The sequence below is a fragment of the Picosynechococcus sp. NKBG042902 genome (genome assembly GCF_963864045.1).
Lineage (GTDB): Bacteria > Cyanobacteriota > Cyanobacteriia > Cyanobacteriales > MRBY01 > MRBY01.
This window is the reverse complement of record NZ_CAWLTV010000073.1, coordinates 17,459-35,907: the sequence shown is the minus strand read 5'-3', so window position 1 is coordinate 35,907 and position 18,449 is coordinate 17,459. Positions and strand designations below refer to the sequence as shown.

Below are 18,449 nucleotides of genomic sequence, written 5' to 3'. Positions count from 1 at the left end.
CACCATCGAGTGACCCATTATGGGGTAAATGGTGCGGAAAGACAAGTCACTTAACGTTTTTTCCGTTTTCCCCAGGGGATTTATGCTATGGTGATCGCCTGAAATTTTCTCGATGCCGTGGCTTTGGTGAACGATAATCCATCGTAAACCTTGGGGGAAAAAATTGCCCCTAAACGTAACAGAGATGACGGCACCACACAACGGAATGTGAAAGATCGATCAGAAAAGTCGGTAGGATTTGCTAGAGTGGATCACCGATTTTCCAAAACATCTATGGAAAGCGAATTGTGTTTTAAGTTCGGGAGAGTGAGGCAGGTTCCATGGCAATGATCGTTCAAAAATACGGCGGTACCTCCGTCGGCTCGGTGGAAAGAATCCAAGCAGTGGCCAAGCGGGTACAGCAACGGGCCCAGGCGGGCAATCAAATTGTCGTGGTGGTCTCTGCCATGGGAAAAACCACCGATGGTTTAGTGAAATTAGCCCACGAAATTAGTGATAATCCCAACCGGCGGGAAATGGATATGCTCCTCTCCACGGGGGAACAGGTCTCGATTTCTCTGCTCAGTATGGCCCTCCAGGAACTGGGACAACCGGCAATTTCTCTCACTGGTGCTCAGGTGGGAATCGTTACTGAAGCGGAACATAGCCGTGCCCGCATCCTCGAAATTAAAACCGACCGCCTCCAACGACACCTGCAAAAGGGAGAGGTGATCGTCGTGGCGGGTTTCCAGGGCATTTCCAAAACCGAAGATCTAGAAATTACTACCCTGGGTCGGGGCGGATCGGATACTTCTGCGGTGGCGATCGCCGCCGCCCTCAAGGCCTCCTGCTGTGAAATTTATACCGATGTGCCAGGAATTTTAACCACCGACCCGCGTATCGTCCCCGAAGCGCAACTGATGGCCGAAGTCACGTCCGATGAAATGCTAGAGCTTGCCAGTTTAGGGGCGAAGGTGCTTCATCCCCGAGCTGTCGAAATTGCGAAAAATTATGGGGTGCCTTTGGTGGTACGTTCCAGTTGGACGGAGGATCCGGGGACTTGGGTGACCTCTGCCCCGGTGAGCGATCGCCCCTTGATTAACCTCGAAATTGCCAAAGCCGTCGATGCGGTGGAGTTTGATACTAACCAGGCCCGCATTGCGATGCTGCACATCCCTGATCGCCCTGGCGTCGCCGCCAAATTATTTGGGGAAATCGCCACCCACAATGTCGATGTGGATTTAATTATCCAGTCGATCCACGATGGCAATAGCAATGACATTGCCTTCACCGTGACCGAAAATGCTGCTACCCAGGCCCAGGCGATCGCCGAAGCCATTGCCCCCACCCTCTGCGCTGGCACAGACCAAGATTTAAGCGATGTTGCGGTGATGAGCGCCAATGACATTGCCAAAATCACCATCTCTGGGGCTGGGATGATCGGCCGTCCCGGAATTGCCGCGACTATGTTCCAAAGCCTAGCCGATGCAGGGATTAATATCGAGATGATTTCTACCTCGGAAGTGAAGGTGAGTTGCGTTATCCAGCAGACGGATTGTGACCGGGCGATCGCCACCCTCTGCGATGTTTTTGACATTGCCTCTTCCCCGATGAATGCGACCCCGGCGGCTCTCAATCCCGAAGATCACCCCCCCGTCCGGGGTGTCGCCCTTGACCTCAAACAAGCGCAACTGGCCATTCGTCACGTGCCGGATAGCCCCGGCATGGCCGCCCAAATTTTTTCGCTGTTGGCCCACCAAAACATCAGCGTCGATATGATTATCCAATCCCAACGGTGCCGTGTCCTCAATGGAATCAAAACCCGTGACATTGCCTTTACCGTCGCCCAGGGGGATGCTGAAGCGGCTCGCCTCGCCCTCTCTAGCATGGCGGAACAGCTAAACTTTGGGGAAATCGAAGTAGATCCGGCGATCGCCAAAGTCAGTATTGTCGGTTCTGGGATGATTGGCGCACCAGGGGTTGCGGCTCGTTTCTTCCAAGCCCTCGCCACGGCAAAAATCAATATTCAGATGATTACCACTTCTGAAATTAAAATTAGTTGCGTCGTCCCGGAAACCCAAGGCCAGGCCGCCCTGAAACTCGTCCATGAAGCCTTTGCCCTCGGTGGTGAAGCAAAGGTGGAAGTCCCCGCCTAATCATTGCCCAAACCCAGGATTAGCCCGCCGAGGAGAATTAGGAGCAAAAGCCCCAGGATCATAAGTACGCCCATACAAATTCCCTAAAAATACAATCTGCATTCAAACCCAGCCTAGCCCGGTTGGGTTTCTTTGTGGCGGAAACAACTTGATTCTAAAAATATTTTTCACACAAAAAAAGAGCCCACCGAGGTGAACTCTCTTTATGCAGTGCCGGGAGGCGGAATTGAACCGCCGACACGAGGATTTTCAGTCCTCTGCTCTACCAACTGAGCTATCCTGGCGTTTTGCGCACAAGTTCTAATTTAGCAAAGCAATTTTAAATTGGCAACCCCTAAGCCTAGATTTTTCTCAAAAAAAGTTTTTTACGGGGTTTTTTCCATTATTCTTCGATGGCAATGCGGCCCTGACGTCCCAAACGGAACACCAAAAACGTCAGTAAATACACGACATAAATCACCAGGCCGACAATTCCTAAGAAGCCGAGAAAACCGGGTGTCGAGTTGGCGTGCAAAATTTGTTGGTAACGGCTGGGTGCTTCTAGCCACACTTGGCAATAGGTTCCTTGGCGCATCGCCGTCGAAAAGGCACAGCCCAAAAATGGTAGATTGGCGATCGCCCCGAGCGCACAGTAAACTGTCACCGCCCAACGCCAAGCCGTAAACGCGAGTTTTAGACGACTACCCGGCTGATCGCGAATTTCTTCATTGAGATCAATCCAAAACCATAACCCAATGGGGATCAAAATCCGTGACAATAGCCCTGTCAGATAGCCCACTGACCAACTGGGAATCAACAAATACACCGTCACCATTAACAAGCTGGCCACTTTCCAGTAAATGCCCAGGAGCCGCTGCATCGATTCCACCTTCGCGACGAAACTCCAGATCAACAGTGCAATCGGCACCATCACCGTAAAAATGACCGCCAAACGGTAGTCCATCCAGGCCAATTGCTGTAGTAACGTTTCATCCATGGTTTATGTGGGGTTTGAGACAAATTAAGATTGATTTTTCACAGTATACACAAGTCAAAGCAGTGGCACTACGGAGAGAAACCACTGCTTTGGGGGTTAGCCTCTAGCACATTTTTTGACCTTACCGAAGCCAAGATCAATGACTAAAAGCGCATCAACTAATTTTTTTAACAAAAATAAAGGCGATCGCCGACAAAATTAGTCTTCGTAGAGACGGCATTCATCCGCGTCGGGGTTATCATCACAAAACTTTTCTAGGGGACTTTTTTCCGGCTCTTTTTCCCGTTGGTGGGCGGCTTCCGCCTGGAGTTCTTCAACGGCGTCCCAAGCAGCTGCACATTCAGCGGAAGTGGAGTCAGTACTACAAGCTTCCCGAGCCGCATCACGTTCTTGTTCAATTTTTTGATGAATATTTGTCATGAATCCTCGTTTTATCTTGCTATCTTTTTTAATTAAGGGCTCCAGTGACGAATGTTGCAATGTTTGCTTAAGCTCAGCAAAAAGAAAAGACAACAGCCACTGGCGTAGGAACGAAACTCTTTGCTTTTCTTGGCAGTGATTGGCATTCACCGATGGAGATTAGCGCAGGATTAAATTCGAAAAATAAAAAGTCCCTACTGTTCCCCATTGTACCGTAGGAAACCTGGTGGGTCGGTTTATTTTAGATCGGGTATTGCGCCATCGCCGCCCCAGAAAAAATCCCGCCGGCTAGGGGATGTTGTAGTAGAATCTATCTGCTCTGCTTGGAGATCTCCGGAAAAAGCCATGAAGTTTGTTTGCAGTCAAAGTGATCTAAATAGCCAACTGTCCCTCGTCGGTCGGGCGGTGCCCTCGCGGCCTACCCACCCTATTTTGGGAAATGTGCTGTTGACTGCGGATGCGAACCGCCACCAGATTCAACTCACCGCTTTTGATCTCAGCCTCGGCATTCGCACGAGTTTTCCGGCCCAAGTCATCGAAGGGGGCACCCTAACCCTGCCAGCGAAGTTGCTCAATGATATTGTGTCGCGTCTGCCTGAGGGGGAAGTGACCTTGAGTTGTCCGTCGGATACTTTGATGAAAGGCGATGCCCAGGCGACCCTAACTGCTGCTACGGGACGGTTTCAGATTCGAGGGATGGGGGCCGAGGAATTCCCAGAATTACCAACGATCCAGGACGGTAAAAAATTAATGTTGCCGGCGATCGCCTTGAGTGAAGGCCTAGGAGGTGTACTATTCGCCGCAAGCCCCGATGAAACCAAGCAAGTTCTCACGGGCGTCCATCTCACCCATCACCAGGATTGCCTTGAGTTTGCCGCGACCGATGGCCATCGTCTTGCCCTCGTCGAAACCAGTGATCAGGTCAGTCCAGAACCAGAATCCAGCGAAACTGGTAAACTTCCCACCTCAACCCTGGAAGATTTTGCCCTAACCATCCCCGCCCGGGCGCTCCGAGAACTAGAACGAATGTTGACCACCGCCAATGAAGCGGATTTAATTGCCCTGCATTTAGACGATAGCCAAGTTATTTTTGAAGTCAATCACCAGCGCCTCACCAGCCGTAAACTAGACGGTGCCTACCCCGCTTACCACCAGTTAATCCCCCGGCAGTTTAGCCGTGATGTCACCCTAGAGCGACGGGCTTTGATTAGCAGCATTGAACGGGTGGCGGTTCTGGCCGATCAAAAAAATAATATTGTCAAATTCCGCCTCAATAGTGCCGAACAAAAACTTCACCTCGCTGTGGAAGCCCAGGATGTGGGCAGTGGTGAAGAAGCCTTGCCCGCCCAGGTTTCAGGGACAGACCTAGAGATCGCCTTTAACGTGAGGTATCTCATCGATGGTTTGAAGGCTTTACCGAGTAATGAGATCAAGATGCAGTTGAATGAGAATAACCAGCCAGTCATTTTTACGCCCCTGGGTGCAGTGCAAATGACTTATTTGATTATGCCCGTGCAGATCCGCAGTTAAGGCGTTGGGGCTGGGGCTGTCTCTGGGGCGACTGGTTGGCTAGGCGCTTGGATAATCTCTTTTTTAGCCATGTGGTCATAGAATTGACGGCTGATTTTGTGGAGTAGCTCTTTTCCTTTAGGGTCGTTGTAGGGACGCTCGACAAAAATTGCGGCAACGTAACGCTTGCCATTGGGCAGATCAACAATTCCCGCATCGCCGATGATACTGCCGATGTCTCCGGTTTTATGGACGATGTCGGCTCCCTGGCCCAAACTCTGGGGTAAAAGGCGATCATTACTCGTGGCTCCCATGATCCGAAACAGGCGATCGCGGGAGCGGACAGACAAGATTTCGCCTTGGTTAACGCGGGCCAGGAGATGGGCAAGATCCTTAGCGCTGGTGAGGTTTGTGCCTTCGAGATCTGGCAGGGGGTTGTTTAATTGGGTTTGGGTCATACCCCACTGCTGAAATTTGGCGTTGAGGACGGCATTCCCCCCCAACAATTCGGTGATCATGTTGGTGGCGGTGTTGTCACTGTTGACGCTCATTTCCGTGGCGGTGTAGAGGGCGGTGTAGGTGCTGCCTGGGGTTTTGTATTGCATGCCGCCAGATCCGCCCCCGATGACCTCTTGAGTGAGGGTGAGGGAATCATCGAGGTTGACTTTGCCACTGTCAACGGCTTCAAAGAAGGCCACAAGAATGGGAATTTTGATCGTACTGGCGGCGGAGAGGGGGCGATCGCCAGCCACATCTAAATATTCCCCGGTGTCTAAATCCACAAAGAGCAAAGACGCATCCAGGGTAGAGTCAGCGGCGATCGCCGCTTGGGTCGTTTCTGCCAGTTGGGTGAGGGGCGTTTTTAGGGGGAGTGGCGCCGGGGCTGGGGGAGGAGAAACTTGTTCAGAGAGGAGCTGTTGGCTCGTTATGTTGTCGGGGGGAGTAACCGTGGGGACGGAGCGTAGGTTTGCGGCGCTGAGAATGGTGCCAATACAAGCACTAACACCAACACCCACGATGAGTAAACGGAGAGGATACAGGAGGGGCCGGGGTAGTTTGAGGCGTGCTTGGCGAACTGGGCGGCGGGAACGGCGATTTGTCCTTGGGGAGTTGGGGGAAGCCTGGAGCGCGATCGCCTGGGGGGAATTCCCTTGCCGATGACGGGCTTCAAAGGCGATCACTTTAGTATTGGTCGCAGCATTCAATGATCGTGGCGCTGGGGATTTTCTGCGTTTAGAACGACGGGACTTACCAACCACTGACGACTCCTACCTTGACTTTGGGGTAACTGAAATAGATTTTTTTCATTATGCCTGAAGACTTTAGCGATCGCTTCCCCTTTCTCAAAATTTTGTCAGCTCGCTGCAGCCTAAGGGAAAACCCAGAGAATCATGGCCAGCCTCTGCAATGCCATTGAGCCAAAAGCAGGAACAGATCGTGGTGTTGCGCCTTGGAGAAGGCAATTTAAATTAAATTTGTATCCTATTTTTCAATCAGGATAAATTTTTGAGCTTTGGGGAGAATCTAAATTGATTTAGTAATTTGGCGATCGCCTTTTTGCGAGAAAACATAGCTTTCATGCTTAAAAATCAAGGTTGAAAAATGATCGCTTTATGCTGAATTTCACTTTAGGTCAGTAAAAGGACTGTTAAAATTTGCTTAAATACTCAAGCCAATTTAGGGGAAATAATTAAGGCAATTCTCCCCTCCAAAATAACTGACAACAATGCTACAAAAATAATTCGGGGTGTTGTGTATGGTGAGTTTTTCTGGTGCTTTGACCTGGGAAAGTCTGCGGGGCTTTTTGACGGGGCGGATGTATATGCCCCACGGAAGCTGCTATCTATGGCAAACCCCTCTAGTCGGTCTACATCTGATGGCGAATTTGCTTACGGCGATCGCCTACTTTTCGATCCCGATTATGCTGGTTTATTTTGTCAAAAAGCGGCAGGATATGCCTTTTTCACGGGTGTTTATCCTATTCAGTACTTTCATTACTGCCTGTGGAATTGGTCACTTTTTAGATATGTTGACCCTCTGGTTTCCCATTTATTGGATTGATGGGATCGAAGGCAGTTTTACGGCTTTGATTTCCTGCTATACCGCCATAGAATTGTATACTCTTCTACCAAAATTTTTAGCGCTCAAAAGCCCGGAAGAGTTGGCAATTATCAACCAAAAATTACAACTCGAAGTGCAGGAACGCCAGAAAGCAGAAAGCATTTTGAGTCGTATTGTGGCGGGCACGGCTGCGGTTACAGGACGTGATTTTTTCTCGGCCCTAGCGGAAAATTTGGCGATCGCCCTTGATGTTTGTTATGTCGCCATTCGTGAAATCCTCGACAACGACACTCATTCGCCACAAACCCTTGCCACCTGGAAAAATCCTAAATTTCCCTCGATCCCAGCAGTGGCGATCGCCTCCCCTGCTGCGGAATCCGACACCAGTCAAACGCTCCAGTTCCCGATCCAAGACCGCAATTCTCGCACCATCGGCACCCTCCATGTGCAGCACTATCAACCCACCATTGACCAAGAGCTAGCCACAAAATTAACCCGTATTTTTGCTGCCCGGGCCGCCGCAGAAATTGAGCGCAAACGCGCCCTAGACGAACTTGCCTGGGCCAATAATCAACTCGAAACCATTAATAACCAACTCGAAGAAAAGGTCGCCGCCCGCACCCAAGCGCTCAAAACAGTGAACGAAACGCTCCGGAGCAGTGAAGCCCGTTACCGTAGTTTAGTGCTCAATATTCCCGGCGCTGTGTACCGTTGTCTCCCCGACGCACAATGGACAATGCAGTTTCTTTCCAATGGCATTGAACCAATTACTGGCTACCCGGCAACGGATTTTTTACATAATCAAATTCGTGCCTTCGGAGATATTATCCACCCCGAAGATTACCCACGGGTTCTTGCTTCTTTGGGCACACTCACCCCCGATAATCCCACCTATACCGATGAATACCGTCTTGTGCGCGTTGACCAAAACATTTGTTGGGTCTTTGAACAGGGACGGGGAATTTTTGATGAAACCGGTCATTTAATTCGCCTAGAAGGGGTGATGATCGAAGTCACTGACCGCAAACTGGCTAGCCAAGCCCTTGATCAAGAGCGGCGGCAACTGCGGCAACTGATCCAAAATATGCCCGTGGCGATGGCGATGTTAGACAAAAAGCTATGTTACGTGGCCCATAGCCATCAGTGGCTTGTTGACTATCAACTTGGGGAAGAAACCCTCGTGGGGCGATCGCACCGTGAAGTTTTTGTGAATCTCCAGGAAGACTACCAACAGCATCTCCAAACAGCCCTAAGCGGTCAGGTGATCACCTGCGAAGAAGATTGCTACGTCCAGCATGATGGCAAAAAACAGTATCTCAAATGGACAGTCCAACCCTGGTATCACCGAGAAAATCAAGTGGGTGGGGTAGTGATTGTCACCCAAAATATCAATGATCTTGTCGAAGGTCGTGAGGCTGCCCTCGCTGCATCCCGCCTTAAATCGAGCTTTTTGGCGAATATGAGCCACGAAATTCGCACTCCCATGAACGGCATTCTCGGCATTGCGGAGCTTTTACAAACGACTCAACTGAATCCCCAGCAACAGGATTTTATAAAAACCCTCAGCCAAAGCGCGAACCATTTACTTTATGTGATCAACGATATCCTGGACTTTTCTAAGTTAGAAGCCGGGGAAATGCGCCTCGAATCCGTGCCTCTACAGATTATTGACTGTGTGGAGTCGGTGGCAGAGCTACTGGCCATTCAGGCCCAAACGAAACAGGTGGAATTGATCACCACCATTGATCCGCAACTGGGAGGGACAGTTACGGGAGATTCGATGCGGTTGCGGCAGATATTGACGAATTTAGTTGGTAATGCGATTAAGTTTACCCATCGGGGTTCTGTGGTGATCCGCGCTCTACCCATGACCGAAGACGAGGCTTCTGTTTTGGTGAAGTTCGAGGTCATTGATACTGGGATTGGCATTGACAAAGCAGATCAAGCAAAATTATTCCGGTCTTTTTCCCAGGTTGATCCGTCTACGACAAGGGAATATGGGGGAACAGGTCTCGGTTTGGCGATCGCCAAACATTTGGTCAGTCTCATGGCCGGAGATATTGGTTTAGAAAGTAGTCCTGGCCAAGGTTCAACCTTTTGGTTTACGGCCCGTTTCCAACGATTAGAAATGCCCTCTCCCCTGCCCCAACTGGCTCCCTACCGCGTTCTCCTCATTGACTCCCAGCCCTTGTCTTTAGAAGCGACGCGTCGGCAGCTCAGTCACTACGGGGTCAGTGTCACGGCCTATGGGGATTTTATGGGGGGAATCCTCGCCCTCGAACAGCAGGATAGTTTTGATCTGATGCTCTTGGCTTTACCCATTATTGGTAATCAGGCAGGCATCGAAACGGTTCTAGATAAAGTAAAAACGCTCCTCCCCCGGGAAAATTTAGTGCTGCTGCTATCGGCGGTGGATTATCCTCGCTTAAAAAATTGGCTGCAGCCCCAAGGACTCCGTTATCTTCTCCGCCCTCTCCAACAGGAAGCGCTACTACGTTGCCTCCAAGCGGAAAAAAGGCTGGATCAGACAATGGCAGATGACCCAGATTTGGATTGGACTTTAGCAGAAATTTTGGGTGATCAGGGGGAGCGATCGCCAGATATTCAAATCCTCGTGGTCGAAGATACGCCCATTAACCAAACGGTTATTCTCAATCAGCTTGAAATTATTGGTTTTCGCAGCATCGATTGTGTGAGTAATGGCCGCGAAGCCCTCACTCAGCTCCAACAGCGGACCTATGACCTGATTTTGATGGATTGTCTGATGCCGGAACTAGATGGCTATACGACCACGGAAATGATCCGTCAACAAGAACAGGAGGATACCCACCAATTGATTATCGCGATGACGGCCAATGCGATGAAAGGCGATCGCGAAAAATGTCTAGCGGCGGGGATGGATGGCTACATTGCCAAACCCACCAGTATTAAGACCCTCCGTCAGGTCATTGATAAGTGTTTACAAAAGGCAGAAAAAAGTCGATCCGCAGGGGCGATCGCCGCGCCAACGATCCAGGAAAACCCAGAAATGGCAACAGATCCTGACACGCCTGTAGATTTAACACAATTGGTGCATTTTTATGGCAATAATCCCAATTTCCACCGGGAAGTGTTCGTACAATTCCTCGAATTTGCGCCCGGTTATCTACAAGCACTCCAAGGGGCGATCGCCAATCGGGATGCCAAAAAAATTTCCTACGAAGCCCATCGCCTCAAGGGAGCCGCCAGTAGCGTGAGTGTTCGTAAAATTCCAGACTGGTGCATTGCCATCGAATTCGCCCTCGCCACCGAAAACTACGCCACGATCCAGACGCTTTCCCAGCAGATCGAAACCCATTTCCAGGCGGCCCATCAGTTTATCCAGACCTACCTCGAATCCCCCGACTGATGGCCGAACAACCCTTGATCTCAGAGTTCTGAGCGGCGAATATCTTGCTCGGCTTGCTTTCTCAAAAGGCGATCGCGGCGGCTATGGTAGAGCTTCGTTTCCTCTGGGGTCATCTGGGTCGGATCGAGGATAATCAACCCATGGAAATTTAACGCCGGATAAACCTTTAAATGGGGTAAACATTCCTCCAGAGCTTGCAACACAAGGCCATAGACATCCGCTAAAAAATAATCAAAGGCCTCTGGCTGATCCCGTTGCCGATAGCCCACTGCCTGCTCCAGGTCTTTTTGGGAAATAATATAGCCCGCCTCAAATTGTGAAAACTCCAACATTGCTGCCCATACTTAAATTGATCCAAGGAAAAACATAAAACAAAAAATCCCCCAATGAGGGGGAGCCATTCGGTATTTAAAGAGATATCTATACCGCTTGGGGTTGTTGGGGTTGCCGTTGGGGCTGGAATTGGAACAAGGAGTAAACCACGTTCCGGCGGATGTCGATCATCATTTCCAGGAACATTTCGTAACCCTCTTGTTTGTATTCAATCAAAGGATCTTTTTGACCATAGCCCCGTAAGCCGACAGATTCCCGTAGGGCATCAATGGCCTGGAGGTGTTCCCGCCAGAGGGTGTCGATCTGCTGGAGGATAAAGAACCGTTCTGCCTGGCGCATCAAACCGGGTTGACTTTTCTCCACCTGGGCTTCCTTGAGGTCGTAGGCTTTACGCACTTCCTCATGGAGGAAGGTTTTGATTTCGGGGACGGTCATATCCTCAATATCTTTGGGTTCTAGATCTTCGAGGAGGTAGATAAATTCCTTTGCTTTATCGAGGAGCTTATCGAGTTTCCACTCTTCGGGGGGCAGTTCGGGGTTAACGTAGGCCTCGACGATTTCGCTCATGGTCTTTTCGGCGTATTGGATAACCTGCTCTTTGAGATCTTGCCCTTCTAAGACCCGACGGCGTTCAGCGTAAATGGCCCGCCGTTGATTGTTCATTACTTCGTCGTACTCGAATACCTGTTTCCGGGCGTCGTAGTAGAATGTTTCGACTTTCTTCTGGGCACCTTCGAGGGAGTTAGTAAGCATTTTTGATTCGATGGGCATGTCTTCTTCGACCCGGAAGGCATTCATCAAACCAGCCACGCGATCGCCACCGAAAATACGCAGGAGATTATCTTCGAGACTGAGGAAAAATCGTGTCGAACCGGGGTCCCCTTGACGACCGGCCCGGCCCCGCAGTTGGTTATCGATCCGGCGGGATTCGTGGCGTTCCGTCCCAATGACATGGAGGCCGCCGTTTTGAATCACCTCGTCATGCTCCACGCTGGTGAGGTCATGGTAGGTTTTTTCGATGGCATGGTATACCGTCCGTAACTTTTGCACCACGGGATCGGCGGTGGGGGCATTTTCCGAGGCGATCGCCAACTTTTCCTCGGCCTCTAGTTCCGTCAAACTTTGGTTGCCATATTGATCGACGGCGAACTTTACCGCTTCCTTAAGCTGCTGTTCTAAGTCTGTGGGCAGTTCCGTTGGATAAATGTCGAGGGTGGTTTTCCAGGTTTTTTTCTTCTGTTTATTGTTGGTATCAAAACCCTGGCCGCCGCTGTTTTTACCACTGCCGGCGATCGCAAAACTGCCTTCATCCTCTGGTTTGACAATCTGGGGCATGAAATATTCGCGCATCTTGAGGCGGGCCATATATTCCGAGTTCCCGCCGAGGATAATGTCCGTACCCCGACCAGCCATGTTTGTGGCGATCGTCACGGCCCCTTTGCGACCCGCCTGGGCGACGATTTCTGATTCCTTCTCGACATTTTCAGGTCGCGCATTCAACAGGTTATGGGGAATACCCAACTCATGGAGATAGGCTGAAATAATTTCCGACTTTTCCACACTGGTAGTCCCGACTAGCACCGGCCGCCCTGTTTCGTGCATCTGGGCGCATTCTTCGGCGACGGCTCGCCACTTCGCTTTCTCATTTTTGTAGACCACATCCGCGAGATCTTGCCGCTTGGTGGGGCGATTGGTGGGGATGATCGTCACCTCAAGGTTATAGACCTTTTCAAATTCTGTTTCTTCGGTTTTGGCTGTCCCTGTCATCCCAGAAAGTTTGGGATAAAGCAAGAAAAAGTTTTGGTAGGTAATATTGGCGAGGGTCTGGGTTTCTTTTTGGATCGTGACCCCTTCTTGGGCTTCGATCGCCTGGTGGAGGCCATCACTCCAGCGTCGTCCTGGCATAATCCGGCCCGTAAATTCATCGACGATTACTACCTCATCGCCGCGTACGATGTAGTTCACATCTTTCTTAAACAGTTCCTTGGCTTTAACGGCATTGAAAATATAGTGGGCCCAAGGATTTTGCTCGTCGTATAAATCCGTCACTCCTAGCAATTGTTCTGCTTTGGCAAACCCTTCGTCGGTCATTAAAACGTTGCGCGCTTTTTCATCGACTTCGTAGTCACCGGGGCCATCTTCTTCGACTTGGGGCACCAACTGTTTCGCAATTTCCGCCGCTTGGAGATATTTTTCGGTGGGGCGTTCGATCTGCCCAGAAATAATCAGAGGTGTTCTGGCTTCATCAACGAGGATTGAATCCACTTCGTCAATGATGCAGTAGTTAAAGGGACGCTGCACCACTTCTTGGATCGTGGTGGCCATATTGTCCCGCAAATAATCAAACCCTAGTTCAGAGTTGGTGGTGTAGGTAATATCGCAGCGGTAGTTTTCAATCTTTTCGGCTGGCCCCATGCTGGACTGGATTAGCCCCACAGTAAGGCCCAAGAAACGGTGTACCTGCCCCATCCATTCGGCGTCCCGGCGGGCGAGGTAATCGTTCACAGTGACCACATGAACCCCTTTCCCCGTGAGACCGTTGAGATAGGCGGGCAGGGTGGCAACAAGGGTTTTACCTTCCCCGGTTCTCATCTCGGCGATTTGCCCTTTATGGAGGACGATCCCCCCCAAAAGCTGGACATCGTAGTGGCGCATCTGGAGTACCCGCCAAGCGGCTTCGCGAACGACGGCAAAGGCTTCGGGGAGGATTTCGTCTAAAATTTCTTCGGTTTCTTCGTCGCTATTGGCTTTATCGAGCTTGGCGCGAAATTCTACGGTTTTTTGGGCTAGGGCTTCGTCTGTAAGGTTGGCAAAATCCTCTGCGAGCAGGTTGATTTCAGCGACGAGGGGCTGAAACCTTTTGAGTTTGCGGGCGTTGGGGTCACCGAATAGCTTCTTAAACATAGGATTTTGATTACAAACGGAGGATTAGGGGAAAAATATACTCATTGCGCTGGCACTGACTAGACGCCATTTTTCCAATTTTGGGTCTGGCGTTGGGCGATCGCAAATATTAATTTAATAACTTTTTTTTAATTATGGTATCACTCCCGTTTTCGGTGAGAGAGTGGGGAAAATACGCCAGGCCATAGAATTCTATCGGCGATTAAAAGGCGATCGCCCCTGGCATTTGGCTCGTGAATACCAAATCAGGCCACAATCTGACGCATCATAATTTGCGCAACCGTGACAGGAAATATTCGTGGAGCAGGCAACCGAATACCAAGGACGGAGAGACGTTTGGCCGGGCCTAGGCTTTAGTAAATTCGAGGCCGTTTTCCGCTGCATAACGTTCCATAAACCGCATAAAACGATCCCATTCAGCGGTTGAGCGCATCACCAAGCGCGCTTCAATAATGCGTGGTTTCCCATCATAAAATTTTGCTTTGACTTCGCGGGTGACAATTTCGCCTTCTTCGTCGATGAGGTACATACCCGTAATTTCATCGGTACTTTCTTGGGCGAGGGCGGCGGGATCTTCAAAAGAAAATACAGCGGTGCCGGTACTACCATCGGGGGAACGGGTTAAGCGGATACCGGGAACTTCGGGTTCATTAACGCCTTGGGAAAACTGAATAACGGCCATAATAATTTAATTTTTCTTCATATATTTGTGCCCCTATCTTCTCATACTCCCATCGGTTTGTTGATGGCCTGGGTCGGGAAAAGCGGGACTTTTTTGACAAAAGCCTGGGGGAAAATCAGGGATTAATCGAGGTTATTTGTTTCTAATTCCCAGGGCTGTTGGGCGTTCACGGTTTTCAAAATCTGTTCAAAGATCGACCGACAATGGTTATCGGTATGGAGGGGGAGTTCTTGGTTTTTCGCCACAAAATCCACTTGCAGTTTGCCATCTTGAACTTTGTTGCGGTCAAATAGGACTTCAAGCTCCACAAGTTTGGTGAAAGAGACGTTGCCGGGTTTTTCTTTGGCCATGATGTAACCTCCCGTCTCATAGGTGAGGTTGAGGTCGCATTCCTGGATGATATCCCTGAGGGAAGCGAGCATCTCTGGTTCGGAGAGTCCAACGAAGTAGGAGCAAGTATAACGCGCCATAAAAAATATCTTTCAACCATGCTGAAGCATTCTTTTTTATCTTACCGAACGGGAGGCCCCTAACCGAATGATTTCTCTCGATCAGGTTCTTGGTCAACCCCAAGCCGTCTCACTCTTGCGTCAGGCGATCGCCCAGGATCGTCTGGCTCCTGCCTACCTATTTGCGGGGCCAGAGGGCATTGGTCGCAGTTTGACAGCTAGGGGCTTTACGACGGCCCTCATGACCCAAGGAGTGCCAGAAGCAGCCCAACGTCTGATTCGTTATAAGCTCCTGAAAAATAATCATCCCGATTTGTTATGGGTAGAGCCCACCTACCAGCACCAAGGCAAACTCTACACCCCAGCCCAGGCCCAGGAAGCTGGCTTAAAACGGAAGGCGCCGCCCCAGATTCGCATTGAACAGATCCGCCAATTGGGGGAATTTCTCAGTCGTCCGGCCCTGGAAGCCCCCCGTTGTGTGGTGGTGATCGAGGCCGCCCAGACCATGGCAGAGGCTCCGGCCAATGCTCTTTTAAAAACCCTAGAGGAACCCGGCAACGCGACGTTAATTTTGTTAGCCCCCAGCAGCGATAGTTTGTTGCCGACCCTCGTTTCCCGCTGCCAAAAGATCCCCTTTTATCGCCTTTCCCAGGAGGATGTGGCGCAAATTTTAACGGCCCAAGGTTATCAACACATTTTGGCCGATGAAACGATTTTGGCGATCGCCCAGGGGAGTCCCGGTGCCGCGATCCAGATTTATGAGCTACTGAGTAATGTCCCCCAGGATTTATTACAAAGCCTCCAGCAACTCCCCCAAAACCCCCTTGGCGCTTTTAGCCTCGCGAAGGAAATTCACAATGCCCTTGACATAGAAGTGCAGTTGCAACTTATTGACTACCTGCAGTATCAGTACTGGCAACGGTTTCACAATGATCAACTGATCCAGCGCCTTGAAACCACCCGAAAATACCTCCGTAATTATGTTCAGCCCCGTCTCGTGTGGGAAACTTTCTTCTTAGAATTTTGCAAAACTAGCCCTTAACACCACTGCTGCTGTCACTGGGGATGATGTAGCGCTGGAGGAAAACAAACAGGATCATCACTGGCAAGATAGAAATCATCGAACCCGCCGCGATCAAGCGCCAATCGAGGGAAAATTGGCCCGCCAAGGTCGCTACTCCCAGGGGCAAAGTATAAAATTCCGGACGGTCAATGACGATCAGCGGCCAGAGAAAATCGCTCCAGGCACCGATAAAGACAAAAATTGCCAGGGTAATCAAAGCCGGACGCACGGCAGGCACCATAATGTGCCACCAAATGCCCAGTTCCGAACAGCCATCAATGCGGCCCGCTTCTTCTAATTCCTTGGGCACCCCTTGAAACGCCTGTCGCAGCAAGAAAATCCCAAAGGCAGAGGCCAGATTGGGAAAAATAATCCCCAAGTAAGTATTACGCAGACCAAGCTGTACCGTCAGGACATACAGGGGAATCATCACGATCTGAAAGGGGATCATGATCGTCGAGACGATGGTGGCAAAAATAGCATCCCGGCCCCGGAAGTCCAGACGTGCTAGGGGATAGGCGGCCAAGGCACAAAACAGAAGATTGAAGCCCACGGTAAGAACCGCAACGAGGGTGCTATTGAAGAGGTAGCGGCCAAAGGGATGTTGTTGCCAGACGGTGATGAAATTACTCAGGGTCGGCGCTTGGGGAATGAGTTGGGGTGGAAAGCTAAAGACGTTTTCGGTGGGGGATTTGAGGGCGGTGCTCAACAACCAGAGCAGGGGAAAAAGCATCACTAGGGCGATCGCCCCCAGAAGGAGATAAGTGGCAGCGGTTTTCAGGCGATTCATGGAGGGCCGACATGGAGAAGATTGCAGCCTTATTTTGTCATATCTAGTTGGAGATCTCGGCAAGGAAAACGTTAGGCAAAGTGTTGAAAGGTTTGAATTTGGCTTAAGGGCATGGTTTGGCCTGCTGCATTGGCGATCGCCACCGTTTGCTCGGCGGTAATCTGGCCGATAATCGCCCCTTGACCTGAAAGCTTGACCAGGAGCTGTTCCGCCGCCGTCGGGGGGAGACAAAGCACCAGTTCAAAATCCTCGCCACCATACAAAGCCCACCGTAAAGCCGTTTCTAGATCTTGATAACGCCGGAGGGCCGGGGACAAGGGGATTTTCTCTGCTTCCACTACGGCACCGACACCACTGCGTTGACAAATTTGCAGCACGGCATCGGCCAAACCATCGCTACTATCCATCCCTGCTGGGGGCAAATCTGAGGGGTTTAAATACGACAGTACATCCAGGCGGGGTTGGGGCGTTTGGTGGGCGCGGATCAAAGCTTGGCGATCGCCTGTCGATAGAGTTTGGGCGCGAGAATCACCATGAAGCAGCAATTCCAGACCCGCACGGGAATCCCCGTGGCAACCTGTGACGAGAATCACGTCGCCTACTTTTGCGGTACTACGTTGAATTGCGCGGTGCGGCGACACGACCCCAAAGGCCGTAATACCAATGGTTTTTACTGGCGATCGCGTCAAATCTCCACCGACTAGAGGCGTACTATAACGACTCAAACAGGCGGCCAGTCCTTGATAGAGCTGATCGAGCCAAAGGATTGGTGTTTCCGGCGGCAAAGATAAACCCACGGTAATGCCGATTGGCGTTGCTCCCATCGCCGCTAAATCCGATAAATTCGCCGCCACTGCGCGCCAGCCCACTTTCTCTGGAGGCATTGTGCGATCGCCAAAGTGCACCTCATCCACCAGCACATCCGTCGTCACGACCAAATTCTGACCAGGGGGAAACCCTAAAACCGCTCCATCATCGCCGATAATTTCTGCCGGACAAAACCGCTGCAACCGCTGGAGAATCTCCGCTTCCCCAAAATCCTTGAGACATTTCATTTCTGCCATGGTTCTTTAGCCAAGCCCTCCATCATGAACCGTTTACCCCTCGAAAAAGTATAGTAATTGACTAAATCCATTACTTGTTCTGTAAAATCGAGGAAAGAGTAATGGACTATGACAACATGGGTACCAAAAATAAAGCCGTCACCGCCTATCTCCCCGAGGAAATTGAAGCACGTCTGACCGCTTTTTGTTTGGAAAATGGTCTGTCCCGCCAAGGCAAAAAAAGCGGCAAAGAGAAGCCCGCCCTGGGCACAGGCATTATCGAAGTGCTGCGGATCTTTTTTAGTGCTGACCTTAATGGCAATAGCTCTACCCCTGTTTTAGACAAAGATGAACTCCAGGCCATTGTCTCTAAAACCCTCCCCAGTAATGTACCAACCCAGGAATGGGTACAAACGGAAATTCAACAGGCGATCGCCCAGCTCAAGTCCGAATTAAACAGCCCGGCCCAAACCACCGAAACCCAGCCCAGCCCCGAAAAAAAAAGTCCTCTTGTCCTGAAACAAGCTGATCTAGCCCGCCGCCTCCGTTCCAATCCCTCGACCCTGAGTCGCCACAATCAAAAAGGGGGCCAACATTTTGCCCAGTGGTCGAAGGCCAAAGATCCCGAATCTGTCGCCTGGCAATACCGTGGCGTCGAAGAAAATAGCAAAATGTATGAAACAATCGAGCTTTGAA

Annotated in this window: 14 protein-coding genes and 1 tRNA gene; 5 read left to right on the top strand and 10 right to left on the bottom strand. The window is 50.6% G+C overall.

Features of this window, described 5'->3' with window-relative positions; all coding sequences use genetic code 11:
• Positions 1–320 precede the first annotated feature (320 nt).
• Positions 321–2,135 carry an aspartate kinase gene (locus AACR41_RS11245; protein WP_030006487.1) on the top strand — a complete coding sequence of 605 codons (1,815 nt, stop codon included), beginning with the start codon at positions 321–323 and terminating at the stop codon, positions 2,133–2,135.
• A gap of 211 nt (positions 2,136–2,346) precedes the next feature.
• Here the strand turns inward: AACR41_RS11245 and AACR41_RS11240 are convergent.
• From AACR41_RS11240 to AACR41_RS11230, 3 genes are all read right to left on the bottom strand, one after another.
• Positions 2,347–2,419 (bottom strand) — tRNA-Phe (locus AACR41_RS11240).
• 98 nt (positions 2,420–2,517) lie between these two features.
• A complete protein-coding gene (locus AACR41_RS11235) occupies positions 2,518–3,111 on the bottom strand; it encodes a DUF3177 family protein (protein WP_030006486.1) in 594 nt (197 codons plus the stop codon).
• Between the two features lie 198 nt (positions 3,112–3,309).
• Entirely contained in the window at positions 3,310–3,531 is a 222-nt protein-coding gene (locus AACR41_RS11230) for a Calvin cycle protein CP12 (RefSeq protein ID WP_012306885.1), read from the bottom strand.
• A gap of 345 nt (positions 3,532–3,876) precedes the next feature.
• On the opposite strand from AACR41_RS11230, the gene dnaN reads away from it, so the two are divergent.
• Positions 3,877–5,061: a DNA polymerase III subunit beta gene (gene dnaN / locus AACR41_RS11225; RefSeq protein WP_030006485.1), complete on the top strand. Its 1,185-nt coding sequence runs from the start codon at positions 3,877–3,879 to the stop codon at positions 5,059–5,061.
• On the opposite strand, the gene AACR41_RS11220 is transcribed toward dnaN, so the two are convergent.
• The gene (locus AACR41_RS11220; RefSeq protein WP_223209878.1) at positions 5,058–6,245 is read right to left on the bottom strand and encodes a serine hydrolase; all 1,188 of its coding nucleotides are present in this window, start codon (positions 6,243–6,245) and stop codon (positions 5,058–5,060) included. The genes dnaN and AACR41_RS11220 overlap by 4 nt on opposite strands.
• Positions 6,246–6,796: 551 nt before the next feature.
• On the opposite strand from AACR41_RS11220, the gene AACR41_RS11215 reads away from it, so the two are divergent.
• Entirely contained in the window at positions 6,797–10,489 is a 3,693-nt protein-coding gene (locus tag AACR41_RS11215) for a response regulator (RefSeq protein WP_030006483.1), read from the top strand.
• A 20-nt stretch (positions 10,490–10,509) separates the two neighbouring features.
• Here AACR41_RS11215 and AACR41_RS11210 read toward each other — a convergent pair whose 3' ends face one another.
• From AACR41_RS11210 to AACR41_RS11195, 4 genes are all read right to left on the bottom strand, one after another.
• Positions 10,510–10,821 (bottom strand): hypothetical protein, encoded by a 312-nt coding sequence (locus tag AACR41_RS11210; RefSeq protein WP_030006482.1) that lies wholly within the window; start codon positions 10,819–10,821, stop codon positions 10,510–10,512.
• Between the two features lie 88 nt (positions 10,822–10,909).
• Positions 10,910–13,726 carry a preprotein translocase subunit SecA gene (gene secA / locus AACR41_RS11205; RefSeq protein WP_030006481.1) on the bottom strand — a complete coding sequence of 939 codons (2,817 nt, stop codon included), beginning with the start codon at positions 13,724–13,726 and terminating at the stop codon, positions 10,910–10,912.
• A gap of 346 nt (positions 13,727–14,072) precedes the next feature.
• A complete protein-coding gene (gene psb28 / locus AACR41_RS11200) occupies positions 14,073–14,408 on the bottom strand; it encodes a photosystem II reaction center protein Psb28 (protein WP_012306879.1) in 336 nt (111 codons plus the stop codon).
• Between the two features lie 122 nt (positions 14,409–14,530).
• Positions 14,531–14,878, bottom strand: coding sequence for a hypothetical protein (locus tag AACR41_RS11195; protein ID WP_012306878.1), 348 nt, complete (start codon positions 14,876–14,878; stop codon positions 14,531–14,533).
• Positions 14,879–14,945: 67 nt separating this feature from the next.
• Between AACR41_RS11195 and AACR41_RS11190 the strand changes: the two genes are divergently transcribed.
• Positions 14,946–15,899 (top strand): DNA polymerase III subunit delta', encoded by a 954-nt coding sequence (locus tag AACR41_RS11190; RefSeq protein WP_030006480.1) that lies wholly within the window; start codon positions 14,946–14,948, stop codon positions 15,897–15,899.
• Here AACR41_RS11190 and AACR41_RS11185 read toward each other — a convergent pair.
• Both AACR41_RS11185 and thiL read right to left on the bottom strand, forming a co-directional pair.
• Positions 15,889–16,710, bottom strand: a complete 822-nt coding sequence (locus AACR41_RS11185; protein WP_030006479.1) for a carbohydrate ABC transporter permease — start codon at positions 16,708–16,710, stop codon at positions 15,889–15,891. The genes AACR41_RS11190 and AACR41_RS11185 overlap by 11 nt on opposite strands.
• A gap of 71 nt (positions 16,711–16,781) precedes the next feature.
• Positions 16,782–17,774: a thiamine-phosphate kinase gene (gene thiL, locus AACR41_RS11180; protein WP_030006478.1), complete on the bottom strand. Its 993-nt coding sequence runs from the start codon at positions 17,772–17,774 to the stop codon at positions 16,782–16,784.
• A gap of 101 nt (positions 17,775–17,875) precedes the next feature.
• On the opposite strand from thiL, the gene AACR41_RS11175 reads away from it, so the two are divergent.
• Positions 17,876–18,448 carry a hypothetical protein gene (locus AACR41_RS11175; protein WP_030006477.1) on the top strand — a complete coding sequence of 191 codons (573 nt, stop codon included), beginning with the start codon at positions 17,876–17,878 and terminating at the stop codon, positions 18,446–18,448.
• The last annotated feature ends 1 nt before the right edge of the window (position 18,449 follow it).

Coding starts and splice junctions, on each gene's coding strand:
- AACR41_RS11245 (WP_030006487.1), top strand. CDS start 321: ATGGCAATGATCGTTCAAAAATACGGCGGTACCTCCGTCGGCTCGGTG.
- AACR41_RS11235 (WP_030006486.1), bottom strand. CDS start 3,111: ATGGATGAAACGTTACTACAGCAATTGGCCTGGATGGACTACCGTTTG.
- AACR41_RS11230 (WP_012306885.1), bottom strand. CDS start 3,531: ATGACAAATATTCATCAAAAAATTGAACAAGAACGTGATGCGGCTCGG.
- dnaN (WP_030006485.1), top strand. CDS start 3,877: ATGAAGTTTGTTTGCAGTCAAAGTGATCTAAATAGCCAACTGTCCCTC.
- AACR41_RS11215 (WP_030006483.1), top strand. CDS start 6,797: ATGGTGAGTTTTTCTGGTGCTTTGACCTGGGAAAGTCTGCGGGGCTTT.
- AACR41_RS11210 (WP_030006482.1), bottom strand. CDS start 10,821: ATGTTGGAGTTTTCACAATTTGAGGCGGGCTATATTATTTCCCAAAAA.
- secA (WP_030006481.1), bottom strand. CDS start 13,726: ATGTTTAAGAAGCTATTCGGTGACCCCAACGCCCGCAAACTCAAAAGG.
- psb28 (WP_012306879.1), bottom strand. CDS start 14,408: ATGGCCGTTATTCAGTTTTCCCAAGGCGTTAATGAACCCGAAGTTCCC.
- AACR41_RS11195 (WP_012306878.1), bottom strand. CDS start 14,878: ATGGCGCGTTATACTTGCTCCTACTTCGTTGGACTCTCCGAACCAGAG.
- AACR41_RS11190 (WP_030006480.1), top strand. CDS start 14,946: ATGATTTCTCTCGATCAGGTTCTTGGTCAACCCCAAGCCGTCTCACTC.
- AACR41_RS11185 (WP_030006479.1), bottom strand. CDS start 16,710: ATGAATCGCCTGAAAACCGCTGCCACTTATCTCCTTCTGGGGGCGATC.
- thiL (WP_030006478.1), bottom strand. CDS start 17,774: ATGGCAGAAATGAAATGTCTCAAGGATTTTGGGGAAGCGGAGATTCTC.
- AACR41_RS11175 (WP_030006477.1), top strand. CDS start 17,876: ATGGACTATGACAACATGGGTACCAAAAATAAAGCCGTCACCGCCTAT.